Origin of the sequence: Marinifilum flexuosum, assembly GCF_003610555.1 — a bacterium.
GTDB lineage: Bacteria > Bacteroidota > Bacteroidia > Bacteroidales > Marinifilaceae > Marinifilum > Marinifilum flexuosum.
Genome location: NZ_RAPQ01000008.1, coordinates 104,232 through 121,540 on the forward strand (window position 1 = coordinate 104,232; position 17,309 = coordinate 121,540).

A 17,309-nucleotide genomic window follows, 5' to 3' on the forward strand; every position below is an offset into this window, starting at 1 on the left:
AAAAAAATAGCTGTAACATTTCAAATATGTTGTGCGTCCTAGATATGAAACTGGCCTAAATGAACACTGTAGAGTACAATAAAAGCGTAGACAAGTATGCCGATGGCATGTTTCGCTTTATCCTCAAAAATATTAAAGATGAGGATAAAGCACGTGATATCGTACAAGACAGTTTCGAGAAATTGTGGCGTAATATTGAGAATGTAAATTATCAGAAAGTAAAGTCATATCTTTTTACTACGGCTTATCATACCATGATCGATTTGATAAGAAAAGAGAAAAGAAAAGAAGATTTTGAGAATGTTGATGTAAAAGAATATTCACATTCGGAACAGTATAGCGATTTAAAAGAGGTTTTAAATATTGCATTGGAGAAGCTTTCAGATATTCAAAGATCTGTAATACTATTGAGGGATTATGAAGGATATTCCTATGCAGAAATAGCAAAGATTACCGATTTAAATGAATCGCAGGTGAAAGTTTACATTTACAGGGCCAGGAAAAATTTGAAAAGTTTCATTGGTAGTATAGAAACATTGGTGTAGAAAGATTGATGATGAGAAGAATAGACAGACACAATTACGAAGAATTCTTTCTTGATTATTTGGAAGGAAACATGAACGATTCAGAGAAGAAAAATCTGGAAAGTTTCCTTGCGCTTAATCCTGATTTAAGAGAGGAGTTGGACGAAATGTGCCTGGTAGAGTTGGAGGAGGAGGACATTATTTTTGACAAATCATCATTGAAACAGATTCCTTTTGAAACAGATTTTGAGGATTTTTGTGTAGCCAAACTGGAAGGTGATTTAGAGCAAGAAGAAGAGATCGCTTTCACGAAATATTTGAATGAGAATCTTATTGGCAAAGCTCAATACCAATTGTTTGAGAGAACAAAGCTTAAAGCTGATAATGATATCATTTATCCCGATAAGGAAGAACTGAAGAGAAAGGAACGTAAGATCATTCCTTACTGGATGATTTCCGGAGTGGGTATTGCAGCATCGGTATTGCTTCTTTTTTCAGTTTGGAATACTTCCATTTCTGATAAAAACGCAATGCAAGATTCAGCTAAAAAAGTTGCTTATAATGATTCTGTAAAAAAGGTCGTGATTACACCAACAAAAGATTCCAATAGATTGGAAAAATTGGCAGGAATTAATTCAGAACCAAAAACAACAAAGCAAGAAGTAGTAAAATCAGGAATTGAGAAAGTTGAAAATGTGATTGCAAAGAACCAACCAATAGAAAAAAGAACAGATAGGATTGTTACTAAACAAGCAATTACAGAGAATCCAATAGATACGAAGCAAGCCGCTTCTCAAAAAGTGAGTTTACCTGAAGTCATTAAAACAGCTGAGCTTGAACTTTTAGCCAATGTTGAAGTGGTTGACCAGAAAATTGAGGTTTCAAATCAGGAAAAAGAAATGAATGAGCTTCCTGTTAATACTGGTTTGGCTAATCTTGGCATGTCTTGGAAGTCAAGCGTAAAAGCGAAACGAAAAAACAATTCATTGCTTTATGCGGTTGCAAAAATGGGAGTTGACAAGATAGGAGAGATTGCCGGAAAGAAAGTACAATTAGATAAACAATACGATTCGGAAACAGAAAAAACACGTTTAAACTTCAATACCAAAGGTTTAGGCTTTTCTACTTCAATAAAATAAAAATTACCTGTAACTAATGGGCTGTTGATTCGTCTTACCCATAGAATTACCTAAAAACATTGTTATGAAGAAATTACTTGTAATGTATTTCGCACTTGCAATTGGGTGCAGTGCTTATGCTCAAAATACAATTGATACATTAAAAACGGATACGCTTAAGAAGAAAAAAATCTTAATAGAAGATAGTTGGTCTAATAAAAAGAAAAAAGCCAAAACCAAGCAAACTTTTCAGAAGTTTGAGCACCAGGATACCATGAAGGTAGAGTTTATGAACAGAGATGTTGTAAAAGCAGTTGAAACCGAAGGTGGCGCCAAGATTAAGGTAGGTAAGATTGGAAAATTTGCTTATCAGGAAGGCCGTGATACAACTAAAATTAGGATTGGTGGAAAGCAGATTAACATTATTGATGGTTGGCACGGAACTAGGATTAAGATTGAGAAAGTACATCCTTGGGATCCGGATCAGGATAAATTCTTTATGGAAAAAGAACCTGAATTTAGAGGACACTGGGCAGGATTTGAAATGGGGATAAATGGTTTTGCAAATGAAGATTACATAGGTTATTCCTATGATTTTATGGAATTGGATATGGCGAAATCCATTGCCGTTAACCTAAACTTTTTACAGTACGATATCAGTTTGCAAAAAGAAAGAAATACAATTGGCTTGGTAACAGGTTTAGGTTTAGAGTGGAACAACTACAGGTTTGATAATGATATTACTTTGCAAAAGGTAAATGGAGTGATACAACCTTTAGATTTATCTGTTTCGCATCCTGATTGGGATATTAAAAAGACAAAACTAACAACGCTTTACCTTACGATTCCATTGTTAATGGAATTCCAAATTCCTGTAAAGTATAAGAAGAGAAGAATTCATATGTCGGCTGGTGTTGTGGGAGGTTTAAGACTTGGTTCGCACACCAAAATCAAGCATGGAGGCGATAAGGATAAAGATCATGATGATTTTAAGTTGAAAACATTGAGATATGCAGCACATGCTCGTATTGGTTATCGTTCTTTAAACTTTTTTGCAACTTATGGTTTAACCGAATTATTTGAAAGTGGTAAAGGTCCCGACTTAACACCGTTTACAGTAGGAATTACCTTGGTTAGCTTTTAAAGTTAAAACTCTCATTTTGACAAAGGGCCAGATTTTATTGAAGTCTGGCCCTTTTGTTGTTATGGGGTGTGCCATTTTGACTAATGTTGATATTTTTAGCATAAAATAGTATATTAGAGGCATGAAAAGACTCCCCCTATATATATTAGTAATGTTATGTTTTCCTCTGTATGGTTTTGAAAGTTTCGAAACTCAAGTTAGTTTGGATAGCCTACAAAAGAGATATGGTTCTTCGGCAGGTCAAAATAAATTGAATGCCCTACTGGACCTTAGTAAATTTTATTGGAACATCGATCCTGAACAAGCAATAGAAAAATCTAAACATGCGCTAGGAACAGCGCAATCGCTTGAGAGTACCCCTGAAATTATAAAAGCGATGTTTTATGTTGGGACTGCATACTACTACGATAACCAACTAGATTATTCACTAGATTATCTTCTTCAAGCACACCATCATGCCGAGCAAAATAATTTTAAGAAAGAAATAGCTGATATCAGCAAGCAATTGGCAACGGTCTATTATGAAACCAACCGTTTAAATAAATCATATTCTTACACCATTCAAGCTTTCAATATTTACGAAATATTTGGTGATGAAGGAGGAATTGCTGCTTGTGAAAACTTGTTGGGTTTGTATTATAAGGGGATTGGTGTATTTGATGAAGCTCAAAAACATTTTGAAATAGCACTTGAAATTGGTAAAAAATTATCCCGAGAAAAAATAATACGATCTGTTTTAAATGATTTAGGATCAATGTATGCCGAAATTGGTGAAACAGATAAAGCCATAGGAATTTACCAAGATGCATTGCAATACCATAAATCAAGTGGAAACAGCTTTAAAAGTGGGGCATTTGAGTTAGATTTATCTCAGTTATACATTAAAAATGGAGAGTTGACCAATGCAAAAAAACATTTGGATAGAGGATACGCTATTGCGGTAAATCTTAAATCCAAAAGGTTATATCGTGATTATTACAGAATCCTGGCCAATTATCATATCCAAAGTGGCAAACAAAAAGAATCTGTACTGGCTTTTCAGAAGTTACAGCAATATCAGGATTCTATTGCAGATGATAAATTAAGCAATAAGATTGAAGAATTGGATTCGCGTCATGCAATTAGTATCAAGAATCAGGAAAATCAGGTCTTGAGGGATGAAAATCAGGAACAGCAATTAAAAATTACTCGCCAGTATATTGTTGGTTTATTGATTTTAATGGTTTTCATTTCGGTAATTTTTATCTTGATTATCAGGTATAGAAATAATCTGAAAGACAACGAACTATTGCATCTGAAGAACAGCTTGGTTCACCAGCATCAAGAGGAATTGATTGAAGCCATGAAGCGAATCAAGGTAAGTGAAGATAAGCTTCGCGTTGCCAATGATACCAAGGATAAAATGTTTTCGTTAATTGCACACGATTTAAGAGGTGCAATTGGCAATATCAGTAATGGGTTGAGAATGTACCTTGGGGAGGAAGATTTAGACCTTTCAGAGGAAGATAAGGAGGAGTTTTTGCAAGCTCTGTTTCATTCTTCAGATAATGCCTATGAACTTCTGGAAAACCTTTTGTATTGGGCAAAAAATCAAACTTCAACACTTTCGGCTAACAAACAAATGGTTGATGCCTGTTCGATCATCAATTCCAATATTGGTCTATTGAGTGATTTGGCTAAAATTAAATCCATTAATTTGTTTACTTCAGAGAACCCAAATATTGAGGTGTTTGTTGATTGGAACATGATTAATACCGTGTTGAGGAATCTTATTTCCAATGCCATTAAGTTTACCAATAAAGGAGGTAGTGTGGAGATTAAATCGGAAATAGGAGAACACTTTGTGAAGATCTCGGTAATTGATGATGGTATTGGAATGCTACCTGATCAGGTGGATAACATCTATGATGGAAAAACCACTGACGGAACGGCAGCTGAGAAAGGAACCGGTTTAGGGTTGACACTTTGTCGTGACTTCTTGACTAAAAATCATGGTAAAATGATTGTTAGCAGTGAAGTAGATAAGGGAAGTACTTTTGCTTTTATTATTCCACGTCGCCCAATGAATCATGAAAAATATTTGGAATTAGTAGAAAAAGAGCCTCTTCTTTTCTTGATTAATAGTTAAATTTAGAGCTGAAATACACATAAGCTTAAACTAAATTTACATACACATGAGATTATTACTGATTAGTAATTCTACGAATCCAGGGGAAGAGTACTTGGATTATCCGAAACACAATATCAAAGAGTTTTTAGGAGAGAAACCAGTAAAAGCACTATTTATTCCTTATGCAGGTGTAACTGTATCTTTCGATGATTACGAAGCCAAAGTAAAAGAAAGATTCAACGAAGTGGGGCACGATATCATATCGATTCACCATTTCGAAAATCCGATTCAGGCAGTTGAAGAAGCAGAGGCAATTGTTGTGGGTGGTGGAAGTACTTGGAACCTGCTTCACTTGATTCACAAATACAACCTAACCGAACCAATTCGCAATAAGGTAATCAACGAAAAGGCTCCGTACATTGGTTGGAGTGCAGGATCGAATTTAACTTGTCCTACCATCAAAACAACCAACGATATGCCGATTATCGACCCTATGGGATTCGATGCGTTAAACCTGATTCCTTTCCAGATTAATCCACACTATTTGGATAAAAATCCAGAAGGACATGGAGGAGAAACTCGCGAAGATCGTATCAACGAATTCATGGTATTGAATCCTGATGTATACATTGCCGGATTGAGAGAAGCAACCATGTTTTTGGTAGAGGATAACAACATCAAATTAATTGGAGACAGACAATGTAGAATCTTTAAGAACGCTATAGAAGCTTACGAACTAAGTGCAAATGACGATTTTAATTTCTTGTTGAAGTAGGATCATCACAATAATACATAAGAAGCGATTAGGGAGACTTAATCGCTTTTTTTGTTTTGAATTTCTACCTTTGTGGCCGAATTAAAAGTTTAAACAAACACTTACTCATGGACTTACTTTCATCGGCTTATTTTGTTCTATTTCTTATTGTTGCTATCGGATTTATTGTTGGAAACATTAAAATCAAAGGAATTTCTTTGGATGTTTCAGCAGTTATTTTTGTTGCCTTGGTTTTTGGGCACTTTGGTGTAAGCATACCTAAGGATATCCAAAATATTGGACTTACCCTGTTCATTTTTACCATAGGAATTCAGGCCGGACCAGGTTTTTTCGAATCCTTTAAAAAGAATGGGAGAGAGCTAATCGTTTTGGCTTTTATTTTGGTTGGTAGTGCCTCTTTAGTTACCGTTGTACTTGCCTTGATTTTTAAAATCGATACCGATATTGCCATAGGATTGTTAACAGGATCACTAACCAGCACACCCGGACTTGCAGCAGCTATCGAATCTACCCAATCAGCAATGGCATCTATTGGTTATGGTATTGCTTATCCTTTTGGAGTTATTGGGGTAATTTTGTTTGTGAGAATGTATCCGAAACTGTTTAAAGTGGATATAGAAAAAGAAGCACAAAAGCTGGAAGATGAGGCTCAGCAGAACTTTCCTGAACTATTCAACAAGAATTTTGTAGTTGAGAACGAAAATATTGTTGGCAGAAGCATTGCCGAGCTTAAAATTCGATCGATGACCCAAGCCAATATTTCAAGAATCATGCACAATGGAGAAAGCATTGTTCCTACACCAAATACCATTTTAGAAACTGGCGATATTGTGAAACTTATTGGTACCGAACAGGCCTTGGAGAGAGCCAAAATGATTATTGGAGAAGAGACCGGGGAGAAGATCCCTTTAAGCCGCGATTATGTGGTGGAATCGGTACTGGTAACCAACAAGCAAGTAGTGAATAAAACCATAGGGCAGCTAAACGTTTTGGCCAATTACAATGCTCGTATTACCCGTATCCGCAGAGCGGGAATTGATATGGTAGCCAGTTCAAAATCGGAAATCCGTTTTGGCGATAAACTGGTTGTAGCCTGTGGAACCGCTAATATCAACAACGTGCGTCACTTGTTTGGGAACGATAGCAAGAAGCTATCTGATACCGATTTCTTTCCAATTGCCACAGGAATTGTACTGGGTGTGTTGGTAGGGAAGTTAAAAATTTCCTTTACGGATGAGTTTACCTTTAGCCTTGGACTAACAGGTGGTGTGCTTATGGTAGCCTTGGTGCTAAGTAGAATTGGTAAAACCGGACCTATTCTTTGGACTATGTCTGGATCGGCAAACCAATTGCTCCGTCAGCTTGGATTACTCATGTTTTTGGCCGTAGTGGGAACCAGTGCGGGAGCTCATTTGGTAAAAACTTTCCAGGAATCGGGATTGGCTCTATTTGCAATAGGTATTGCAATTACCTTGTTGCCAATGATACTTACGACCCTAATTGGCCATTTTGTGCTAAAAATGAACATTCTCAATTTACTGGGAGCTTTAACAGGCAGTATGACCAGTACTCCTGGATTAGCTGCAGTTGATGGAATGTCCGATTCCAGCGCACAATCTATAGCCTATGCAACGGTTTATCCCATCGCCATGGTGTTTTTAATTGTTTGTGTACAGATACTGAGTATGCTGTAAAGTTGGGTTCTAGACCAGAAAATACATCAACAAGACAAAAAGCATTATTAGCAAGACAAGGTGGAAGATTTTCCAAGACATGGAAGAAGCGCTGAAAGACCAAGGTAAAGTGCTCCAAGACACATCAAAACTTCTTCCAAGACAAGAGTGAACTGCTCCAAGACATGCAGTCGGAGCCTCCAAGACAGGTTTTTCTCGTTCCAAGACCAAAGAGTAGGATTTTCTACTGTCTTTTTCGTAGTACTTACTGTATGGTAGCTATGAGATTCGGGAATCAATCTATTCATTCGTGGGTGTATCACTTCAAGGGATGCTCTCTCAGTAGAGAAAAAGCTAAAAAAACTGTAGCATGGTTTAAATTGATACCCTCACTGTAGTGAGAGCATCAATTATAAATGTTTTTTAAAAGTCCATTTCCACAACAATCGGGCAGTGATCGGAATGCACAACATCGGCTAGGATAGAGGCATCTTTAAGCTTTTCTTCCAGGCTTTCACTTACCATGTGGTAGTCGATTCTCCAGCCCAGGTTCTTACCTCTGGAACCAGCGCGGTAGCTCCACCAACTATATTTATCTGGCGATTGATCGAATACACGGAAGGAATCAATAAAACCACTTTCCAGAAATTGGCTTACCCATTCTCTTTCCTCAGGTAAAAAGCCCGAAACTCCTTTTTTCTTTTCAGGTCTACTGATATCAATGGCTTTGTGACAGATGTTAAAGTCGCCACCAATTACAAGATTTGGTCTTTCCTTTTTCAGTTCGTTGATGTATTCCTGGAAATAGGCCAGCCATTCCATTTTATAGTCCTGTCTTGGCCCTCCTGTAGTTCCCGATGGATGATAGGTGCTAAATACCGATATATCGCCAAAATCGGCTCTTATGGCCCTTCCTTCAATGTCGTATTTGTCGTTATTTATTCCAGTAACAATGGTATCTGGCTTTTCCTTGCTCAAAATGCCAACCCCGCTGTATCCCTTTTTCTCGGCAGAAAACCAGTAACAGTGGTATCCCAACTCTTCAAACAAGTGAGATTCGATTTGCTCTGGCTGTGCCTTGGTTTCCTGAATCAGTAAAATATCAGGATTTTCCTGTTTTAGCCATCCAATCAAGTCTTTTCCCAATGCAGCTCTAATGCCATTTACATTGTAGCTAATTATTTTCTTCATGTATCTGGTGTGTGTTTATTTTAACGAATAAATCAAAATGCAATTTAGTAAAGATAAGTGCCATATTCGCACTTTGACAAATAACAAATCCTCTAAAATGCTCTCTTTTCCTTAAAATCAACTATTTTTGTACAAAAATAGATAGACATTGAAAGAAGGACTGGTTATAAAATCGACAGGAAGTTGGTATACTGTTAAAACCAACGATGGAGAAATTCACAATTGCCGTATCAAAGGGCGATTTAGAATGGAGGGAATTAGAACCACCAATCCAATTGCGGTGGGCGACAGAGTAAATTTTGAGGAAGATAAGGAGTCGAAAGTGATTGTAAGTATTCATGATCGAAAGAATTATATCATTCGTAAGTCGTCGAACCTATCGAAGCACAGTCAGATTATTGCTTCCAATGTTGATCAGGCATTCTTGATTGTAACCGTAAACTATCCTTTAACCACTACAACTTTTATTGATCGATTCTTGGCTGCCGCCGAAGCATATCGCATTCCGGTTCGCTTAATCTTTAATAAAATTGATCGATATCGACCAAATGATATGGACAGACTGGATGAGTTGAAGGGAATTTATGAGAAAATAGGATACAAGTGTTACGAAATCTCTGCAAAGAACGGAACTCATCTTGATATCATTAAAGATGCTCTAAAGGATAATATCAATCTTCTTTCCGGACATTCTGGTGTAGGCAAATCAACATTGATCAATGCCATTCAACCAGGTTTAGATTTGAAAACCGGAGAAATTTCAGAAGCTCACTCACAAGGAAAGCATACGACTACTTTTTCTGAGATGTTTGGCTTGGATTTTGGTGGGTATATTATCGACACTCCAGGAATTAGAGGGTTTGGTACTATCGATATGGAGAAGGAAGAGATGTCGCACTTTTTCCCAGAAATATTCGAAACTTCAAATGATTGTCAATTCAACAATTGTAGTCACATTCACGAACCCAAATGTGCCGTAAAAGCTGCTGTTGAAGCAGGCGAAATAAGTATTACTCGTTACGAAAGTTACCTGGGTATGGTAATGGAGGATGAGGATAGCAAATACAGAATTTAATTACAGTATAGATCACTGTTAAAACACAGAACTCAGCACGTATTTTTTACGTGCTTTTTTGATCAGGTAATAGCTGAAAAGAACAAAAAAAATGGCAAAAGTACTTAGCCCGGAAGAATTCCTGGAATTGGGAAAATCACTTCCAATGATTGATGTAAGAACACCAGCAGAATTTGAAGAAGGACACATTCCTGATGCTTTAAATATTCCCATTTTTACGAATGAAGAAAGAGTTTTGGTTGGTACCAAATACAAAAGAGCTAGTAAGGATTCTGCCGTACTTTTAGGCCTTGAGTTGGTTGGGCCCAAGTTGGCCAAGTTTGTGAAAATGGCAAAGAAGTTTGCACCGCAAAAAGAAATAATGGTGCACTGCTGGCGAGGAGGAATGCGTAGTGGAAGTATGGCATGGTTGTTCGAAACAGCAGGATTTAAGGTTTATTTACTAAAAGGAGGCTATAAGGCATATCGAGGATACATTCGCAAGCAATTTGCTGAAAAATCGGAATTGGTGGTTTTGGGTGGCATGACAGGCAGTGGAAAAACGGAAGTTTTACACGAAATGCAAAAGCAAGGTGCACAGGTTCTGGATTTGGAAGGAGTAGCTCATCACAAAGGCTCTGTTTTTGGTGCTTTAGGGCAAACTGATCAACCAAGTAATGAGAATTTTGAGAATGAATTGGCTAAAGTGTGGTTGGATTTAGATCCGAACAAACCTATTTGGGTTGAAGATGAGAGCAAATCAATAGGTTCTGTATGGATTAATGATGCTTTATTTGACCGCATGAGACAAACTGATGTGGTCAAAATTTTAATTCCAAAATCGGAAAGAATAAAAAGACTTGTAGAGGAATATGCTTGTTTCAACTCTGAAATTCTGGCTCACATGATCTCTAAAATTGGGAAAAGATTGGGAGGCCTAAATGTAAAACTAGCATATGAAAGTCTAGAGAAAGGTGATTATGCGACAGTTGCAGATATTACATTAAGCTACTACGATAAAGCCTATAGGCATGGTTTATCGAAAAGAGAAGGCCAAACCATTCATTATTTGGAGCTGGAAAAAGACAATCCGGCAGAAAATGCTCAGAAGGTAATGGAGTTCTATAATTCTCTTAAAAAGTAGTTTATTCAATTACACAGGTAATTGTAATGTCTATTACTTTACCAACCAAAACACCGCTTCGAGGACCCACTTTAAAATCGAGGCGGTTTATTTGTAGTTTGCCTGTAAATATTTGGCGAGAGTAGTTAAAAATGACTTCCACCTCCTTGCTTTCGCCATGCATTGTTAGTATTCCCGTAAGTTTATAACTCATTCCATTACGGGATACACCTGTTGATTTGAAGCAAATTTCAGGGTAACTGGCAACATCTAAGTACTTTTCTCCCTTTACCACTTGATCTCTCTTCTTCATTCTGGTATTAAATGTTGTTGCATCTATACATACATCAAAAGAGGCTGTGGAAATGTTTTTGGGATCGAACTTTACACTTCCTTTCATGCCCGAAAAGTTTCCTTTTACCTTGTTTGCACCAAGATTGGCTACTCGAAACTCAATTTTGGATTTTTCGGGATTAATTTTCTGGGATGAACATGTAAAATGAATCCCTCCAATAATCATTGCCAACAACATCAACCTTCTGATCATATGATTTACTTTTATGGAGTTAATACTTGAAAAGGATGTAAGGCCTTTGCTTATAAACAAATATAATCCATAAAGGCTGATCAATGCAAAATTAAATTTTGGATGGTAAAATAGGAATGGATGTAAAATGAACTATAGAATGAGATATTTTTTGACTCTGGAATAAGATTTAAATTGATTTGTCGTTACCTTTATCAGAAACCAATTAATATTCGACATTGGACTTTTACCTTAATAACCGGAATTGGAAATACCACTTTTTAATTGTTGCAGTTGTGATTGTGGCTGTTTCATTACTTTATACCAATAGTTTGGTGAAGAAACTGGCCCACGAAGAAGCAAAGAAAGTAGAGCTTTGGGCTATTGGATTAAAGAGTCTTGATACTAATCCAAACCAGGATGTTGCCTTGATTCAGCGGATAATGGAGGGAAATGAGACCATTCCAATGATTATAGCCGATGAAAATGATAGTATAATTGCTCACAGGAATATTAATTTTCCGGAGAACCAAGAGGCGAAAGTACTATCGAGGGAATTGATTAAAATGAAGAATGAGAATCATTCCATTACCATCGACTTGATTAACAGCAAAAATTACATTTACTACGATGATTCAAATATTCTAAAGCGCCTTGCTTGGTATCCATTCATTCAGTTGGGAGCGATTATTACTTTCATTATCATTGCATTTTTGGCATTTTCATATTCAAAATCTGCAGAACAGAATCGTGTTTGGGTTGGAATGTCAAAAGAAACAGCTCATCAATTGGGAACTCCAATTAGTTCTCTTATGGCCTGGATGGAATTGATGAAGTCGGGAAATCCAAGTCCGACAATGGTTGAAGAAATGTCGAAAGATGTAACTAGGTTGGAGGTAATTGCCGAACGATTCTCGAAAATTGGCTCAAAACCGATCTTAAAACCCTATAAATTGAATGAAATTCTTGAAGTAAGTATTGAATACTTGAAGAAAAGAACATCGGATAAAATAGAATTTATTTTTACCCATACTGATTTAAAAAATGAATTAGTGCCTTTAAACAAAGAGTTATTTTCCTGGGTGATAGAAAATTTGACAAAAAATGCGGTTGATGCCATGGAGGGGAAGGGAAAGTTGCATTTTTCCTTAACTAAAGGCAAAGAAAAAATTGTCTTGGATATTAAGGATACTGGGAAAGGAATCGCCAAAGGTCAATTTAAAACTGTATTTAAACCCGGTTACACATCTAAAAAAAGAGGGTGGGGTTTAGGATTATCATTGGCCAAAAGAATTATAGAAAATTACCATAGTGGAAAAATTTTTGTTGCCAGCTCTGAATTGGGAAAAGGCACGGTTTTTAGAATTATTTTGCCTCTAAACTGAAAGTTCTGGTTTTCAAATCACCAGAAAAGTTTTGAAACCAAAAAAGAACTCCTTATTTTTGCAGCCCGTTTTTAGGCGGGTTTGCTTATTGAATGCTTATTTGGCATCAGTAATTGCTTGAAATTGACAAAAAAGATGTATTTTTTTGTGAATTCGTAAGATTAATTTTTATACTTTTGCAAAGTTTTATTTGAATATTTTGGAATATCCAACAAAATATACGATTCCTTTTAAGGGTTTAAAGGATGGTTTACATGAATTTGATTTCAAGGTAAACCAAGAATTCTTTGAGTATTTTCAAGAGGAAGATGTTTATCAGGCGAAAGCTGATGTAAAAATCACTTTCAATAAAAAAACTCTGGTAACCACTTTAAAGTTTGAAATAAAAGGAAAGTTAAACGTAGCCTGCGACAGGTGTTTGGAAGAGCTGGAGGTTGAAGTTGAGGGTGAAAATTCTCTACATTTGAAATTTGGTGAAGAACACGAAGAGTTGGCAGATGATGTAATTGTTCTTGCAGAATCGGAAAACGAGATCAATGTAGCACAATACATCTATGAGCTGTTTGAATTGAGCTTACCATTAAGCTTTGTTCACCCTGACGATGAAGAAGGAAACAGCACTTGTAATGAAAAAATGATTCAAAAATTGAATGACCTCTCGGTGAATGAGGAAGAGAAGATTGATCCGAGATGGAATGATTTAAGAAAATTGATTGATAATAACTAGTTAAATAGGTTGAAAAATGGCACATCCAAAACACAGAACGTCGAAGCAGAGAAGAAATAAGAGAAGAAGTCATCTTAGAACAACTCCTGCTACTTTAGCATCTTGCTCAAATTGTGGAGCAACTGTTAAATATCACACTGTTTGCCCTGAGTGCGGTTATTACAGAGGCAAATTGGCTATTGAAAAAGAAGTTACAGCATAATCTGAGTACAATTAATCAGGTTTGAAGCTATATAAATTTGCTCCTCAGATTTTTCTCAGGGGCAAATTTGCGTTATACATGATTGTTCTTGCTATAACCCAGAATGTTGAATATGCAGGATTAAGATTATGCTGTAAATTCCATGCATAGATAGAGAAAAATCTGTATACTTGTAAGCTGAATTATCTGAAGAACACTAAGTAAGCTTAAACAATGTCAAAAATTAATGCAGTTATAACAGGAGTTGGGGCTTATGTTCCCGACTACATTCTTACCAACGACGAACTAAGTACCATGGTTGACACTTCTGATGAGTGGATCATGACTCGTATTGGTATTAAAGAAAGAAGAATTCTAAAAGGAGAAGAACAAGGTTCTTCAGAATTAGGAGTAAGAGCTGTTAATCAGTTGCTAGAAAAAACAGGAACTTCACCTGAAGAAGTTGACTTGGTGATTTGTGCAACAGTAACTCCTGATATGCAATTTCCTGCAACAGCAAACATTATCAGTGATAAGGCCGGAATAAACAATGCTTTTAGCTTTGACCTAAATGCAGGATGTTCAGGTTTCCTTTATGCTTTAGCGACAGGTTCTAAATATATACAGTCTGGTATGTATAAGAAAGTTGTAGTAGTTGGTGCAGAAAAAATGTCATCAATCGTTGATTACACCGATCGTCAAACATGTCCAATTTTTGGTGATGGTTCGGCAGCAGTTATGTTGGAACCAACAACTGAAGAGGTAGGTGTAATGGATGAAATGTTACACACAGCAGGTTTTGGTCGTAAGCATTTGCATCAAAAAGCAGGAGGTTCATGTAAGCCAGCTTCACACGAAACTGTTGATGCTCGCGAACACTTCATTTACCAAGAAGGTAACCACGTGTTCAAACATGCGGTTTCTAACATGGCTGATGTTTCAGTAGAAATGATGGAAAAACACAACATGACAGCTGATGATTTGGCTTGGTTGGTTCCACATCAGGCAAATAATCGTATTATCGAGGCTACAGCTAAAAGAATGGGCTTAGCTAAGGAAAAAGTGATGATTAACATCGAGAAATACGGTAATACAACTTCAGCTACCATTCCATTGTGTTTATGGGAGTGGGAAGATCAATTGAAAAAAGGAGATAATATTATTCTATCAGGATTTGGTGCAGGTTTTACCTGGGGATCTATTCTGTTGAAATGGGGTTACGATCCTAAATAGAATTTTATTACCACAAGATATTATAAAGGCTTCCATTTGGAAGCCTTTTTTTGTATTGAAACTTGACATAGAAGTGGGATTTCTGCCTCAAATTTTTATATTTGTATGGTCCGCGAACATGGGTGCTGTAGATTGGAGAAAATAAAGAGAATGTTCGTATACTTTTTTAAGAAATTTAGAGTTGATATAGGTGTCAATTCAGGGCAATAAAAGAGTAGAATATTTGATTGTATTTTATCAGTTACAATAGATATTGTCCACCTCAATAAGATTTCAAACATGTTTAGTAAAAAGAATAAAATGAGCAGAAACAACGACGTACAACCAACCGCAGTAAACCTTATTTGTGATGGAACATCAATAAAAGGCGACGTTCAAGCATCTAGAGATATCCGTATTGATGGCTACTTAAACGGTAAAATGCAGGTAAACGGAAAGGTAGTTGTAGGAAATACAGGTAAAATCGAAGGTGATATTAGTTGTAAAACAATAGATGTATCGGGTAGAGTAGAAGGTAATATTATTGCTTCAGAAATGGTGAACCTGAAATCTACAGCTTTAATATTAGGAAACATTGCTACTGATAAGATTTCTGTTGAGCCTGGTGCTAAGTTTACCGGATCTTGTAAAATGGGTGAAGCAGCACCTGCAAAGGATGAAAAGAAAAAATAATCCTGAAAAGGATAATAAAAGAAAACAGCTAAGTGGAGTTATTAAATACTCCGGCTTGGCTTTTCAAATGATTGTGGTAATTCTGGTGGTTTTATACGGAGGTATGAAACTCGATGAATACCTGCAAAAAGAATTTCCCTTATTTACTATTATAGGAGCATTTTTAGGCGTGATACTATCCCTCTATTTCGCTTTAAAAGATTTTATAAAAATGAAGTAGAAGTATTATGGAAAAAAAATACAAATCATACATTCTTAGGTTAGGATTGATATCCGTTTTTCTACTATTTGGATCGATTGCTTTATTCCTTACAGTTTTAAAGCCTTGGTTCAATTATATTTTTCCTTTCGTGATTTTATATTTTTTCTTATTCAATTCCATTCAACATTTTAAGTTGTTGAGATTATCAAAGGGAGATCCAAGAGTTTTCCATACAAATTATATGGCTTGGTTTGGAATAAAATTATTTCTGAACTTGAGTTTCGTAATCGTATACGTATTGCTGAACAGGGCGCAGGCATTGAGTTTTGTATTGTTCTTTGCCTTTTGTTATGTGGTATATACTACCTTCGAAGTAATTGTACTATCTAAGACTTTAAGGTCGGGAAATATTAAATAGACCAAAAAAGTTTTGTGGAGAACTTTTTTTATTAAATTTGAGGGACAAAATTCAGGGATGGCAAATTTTTCAATACTGTCATTCTGATAATTTAGTCTATTGACAATTAAAATAACAGATTGAATTGATCTGACTTTTGTAAGGATCTATTCATAGCAAGTGTTGTAAGTATGAAAAACATTCATCGATTTCTACTAATCTTCTTCTTTATTGCTAGCGCTGTTCCAGCGTTCGCATCTGATGAACATGACCAACATGCTCACCACGATACTCACAAAAAGGAAAAATTCGAACCTGGTAACTTTATCATGGACCATATTGCCGATGCTTACGATTGGCATATCTTATCCTATAAAGACAAGCATGTTTCGGTTCCTCTTCCTGTAATTGTGATATCTGAACAATCAGGTTTCCATATGTTCATGTCAAGTAAATTCCATCATGGGCATGATGCATACAAAGGTTTTTACATTGCGCAAGAAGGTGAATTTAGAGGCAAGGTTGTCGAAAAAATTAATGGACATGAAGTACGACCATTCGATATTTCAATGACCAAGAACGTTGTTGCATTACTTATTAGTATGATAATCCTATTATGGGTTTTCATATCAGTTGCTAAAGCTTACACCAAAAGAAAAGGACAAGCACCTAAAGGGATGCAGTCACTAATGGAACCATTAATTCTGTTTGTACGTGACGAAATTGCAAAGCCTGCAATTGGTGAAAAGAAATACGAAAAGTACATGCCATTCCTTTTAACCATTTTCTTCTTTATATGGTTGAACAATTTAATGGGATTGGTTCCATTAATTCCGGGTGGTGCGAACGTAACAGGGAATATTACTATCACAATGGTTTTGGCTCTGTTTACATTTATTATCACTACAGTGAATGGCAATAAAAATTACTGGGTTCACATTTTTAATACACCAGGAGTACCTTGGTGGTTGAAATTTCCTGTACCATTAATGCCACTTGTTGAACTTATGGGTGTGTTTACAAAACCATTTGTTTTAATGGTCCGTTTGTTCGCAAACATCACAGCAGGTCACATGATCGTACTGGCATTTGTGAGCTTGATCTTCATATTTGGACAAATTAGCCCAATGTTGGGATACGGAACATCGGTTATCTCTGTATTGTTTGTAATTTTTATGGATATGTTGGAGCTGCTTGTAGCATTGATTCAGGCATATGTATTTACGCTTCTTTCTGCGCTTTACTTTGGTATGGCAACAGAAGAACATCATTAG

Annotated in this window: 18 protein-coding genes; 16 read left to right on the top strand and 2 right to left on the bottom strand. The window is 36.3% G+C overall.

Annotation, left to right across the window (positions count from 1 at the left end):
• Positions 1 to 59 precede the first annotated feature (59 nt).
• The 6 genes from BXY64_RS00510 (at position 60) to BXY64_RS00535 (ending at position 7,365) form a co-directional block, all read left to right on the top strand.
• Positions 60 to 545, top strand: coding sequence for an RNA polymerase sigma factor (locus BXY64_RS00510; protein ID WP_120238049.1), 486 nt, complete (start codon positions 60 to 62; stop codon positions 543 to 545).
• Positions 546 to 556: 11 nt separating this feature from the next.
• The gene (locus BXY64_RS00515) at positions 557 to 1,663 is read left to right on the top strand and encodes a hypothetical protein (RefSeq protein ID WP_120238050.1); all 1,107 of its coding nucleotides are present in this window, start codon (positions 557 to 559) and stop codon (positions 1,661 to 1,663) included.
• A gap of 64 nt (positions 1,664 to 1,727) precedes the next feature.
• Entirely contained in the window at positions 1,728 to 2,786 is a 1,059-nt protein-coding gene (locus tag BXY64_RS00520; protein ID WP_120238051.1) for an outer membrane beta-barrel protein, read from the top strand.
• A gap of 151 nt (positions 2,787 to 2,937) precedes the next feature.
• Positions 2,938 to 4,914: a tetratricopeptide repeat-containing sensor histidine kinase gene (locus BXY64_RS00525; RefSeq protein WP_170150539.1), complete on the top strand. Its 1,977-nt coding sequence runs from the start codon at positions 2,938 to 2,940 to the stop codon at positions 4,912 to 4,914.
• A 46-nt stretch (positions 4,915 to 4,960) separates the two neighbouring features.
• Positions 4,961 to 5,671 carry a dipeptidase PepE gene (pepE, locus tag BXY64_RS00530; RefSeq protein ID WP_120238053.1) on the top strand — a complete coding sequence of 237 codons (711 nt, stop codon included), beginning with the start codon at positions 4,961 to 4,963 and terminating at the stop codon, positions 5,669 to 5,671.
• A 107-nt stretch (positions 5,672 to 5,778) separates the two neighbouring features.
• On the top strand, positions 5,779 to 7,365 hold the full coding sequence (locus tag BXY64_RS00535) for an aspartate:alanine exchanger family transporter (protein WP_120238054.1): 1,587 nt from the start codon (positions 5,779 to 5,781) through the stop codon (positions 7,363 to 7,365).
• A gap of 402 nt (positions 7,366 to 7,767) precedes the next feature.
• Here the strand turns inward: BXY64_RS00535 and BXY64_RS00540 are convergent, their stop codons facing one another.
• Complete coding sequence (locus BXY64_RS00540) at positions 7,768 to 8,535, bottom strand: exodeoxyribonuclease III (RefSeq protein ID WP_120238055.1); 768 nt, start codon at positions 8,533 to 8,535, stop codon at positions 7,768 to 7,770.
• A gap of 148 nt (positions 8,536 to 8,683) precedes the next feature.
• Here BXY64_RS00540 and rsgA point away from each other — a divergent pair, with 148 nt between their 5' ends.
• Positions 8,684 to 9,610 (top strand): ribosome small subunit-dependent GTPase A, encoded by a 927-nt coding sequence (rsgA, locus tag BXY64_RS00545; RefSeq protein WP_120238056.1) that lies wholly within the window; start codon positions 8,684 to 8,686, stop codon positions 9,608 to 9,610.
• Between the two features lie 91 nt (positions 9,611 to 9,701).
• Positions 9,702 to 10,733: a tRNA 2-selenouridine(34) synthase MnmH gene (mnmH, locus tag BXY64_RS00550; RefSeq protein ID WP_120238057.1), complete on the top strand. Its 1,032-nt coding sequence runs from the start codon at positions 9,702 to 9,704 to the stop codon at positions 10,731 to 10,733.
• A gap of 1 nt (position 10,734) precedes the next feature.
• On the opposite strand, the gene BXY64_RS00555 is transcribed toward mnmH, so the two are convergent.
• Positions 10,735 to 11,259, bottom strand: a complete 525-nt coding sequence (locus tag BXY64_RS00555; protein ID WP_120238058.1) for a YceI family protein — start codon at positions 11,257 to 11,259, stop codon at positions 10,735 to 10,737.
• Positions 11,260 to 11,534: 275 nt separating this feature from the next.
• Here BXY64_RS00555 and BXY64_RS00560 point away from each other — a divergent pair, with 275 nt between their 5' ends.
• The 8 genes from BXY64_RS00560 (at position 11,535) to atpB (ending at position 17,309) form a co-directional block, all read left to right on the top strand.
• Positions 11,535 to 12,623, top strand: coding sequence for a sensor histidine kinase (locus BXY64_RS00560; RefSeq protein WP_245996563.1), 1,089 nt, complete (start codon positions 11,535 to 11,537; stop codon positions 12,621 to 12,623).
• Positions 12,624 to 12,813: 190 nt separating this feature from the next.
• Positions 12,814 to 13,350, top strand: coding sequence for a YceD family protein (locus BXY64_RS00565; protein ID WP_211334380.1), 537 nt, complete (start codon positions 12,814 to 12,816; stop codon positions 13,348 to 13,350).
• Positions 13,351 to 13,366: 16 nt separating this feature from the next.
• Positions 13,367 to 13,552 carry a 50S ribosomal protein L32 gene (gene rpmF, locus BXY64_RS00570; RefSeq protein ID WP_083464500.1) on the top strand — a complete coding sequence of 62 codons (186 nt, stop codon included), beginning with the start codon at positions 13,367 to 13,369 and terminating at the stop codon, positions 13,550 to 13,552.
• A 213-nt stretch (positions 13,553 to 13,765) separates the two neighbouring features.
• Complete coding sequence (locus BXY64_RS00575; RefSeq protein ID WP_120238061.1) at positions 13,766 to 14,764, top strand: beta-ketoacyl-ACP synthase III; 999 nt, start codon at positions 13,766 to 13,768, stop codon at positions 14,762 to 14,764.
• A gap of 300 nt (positions 14,765 to 15,064) precedes the next feature.
• On the top strand, positions 15,065 to 15,436 hold the full coding sequence (locus tag BXY64_RS00580; RefSeq protein ID WP_120239711.1) for a bactofilin family protein: 372 nt from the start codon (positions 15,065 to 15,067) through the stop codon (positions 15,434 to 15,436).
• Complete coding sequence (locus tag BXY64_RS00585) at positions 15,420 to 15,656, top strand: AtpZ/AtpI family protein (protein WP_120238062.1); 237 nt, start codon at positions 15,420 to 15,422, stop codon at positions 15,654 to 15,656. Before BXY64_RS00580 ends, BXY64_RS00585 begins: the two co-directional genes overlap by 17 nt.
• A gap of 7 nt (positions 15,657 to 15,663) precedes the next feature.
• On the top strand, positions 15,664 to 16,056 hold the full coding sequence (locus tag BXY64_RS00590; protein ID WP_120238063.1) for a hypothetical protein: 393 nt from the start codon (positions 15,664 to 15,666) through the stop codon (positions 16,054 to 16,056).
• 170 nt (positions 16,057 to 16,226) lie between these two features.
• On the top strand, positions 16,227 to 17,309 hold the full coding sequence (gene atpB / locus BXY64_RS00595; protein ID WP_120238064.1) for a F0F1 ATP synthase subunit A: 1,083 nt from the start codon (positions 16,227 to 16,229) through the stop codon (positions 17,307 to 17,309).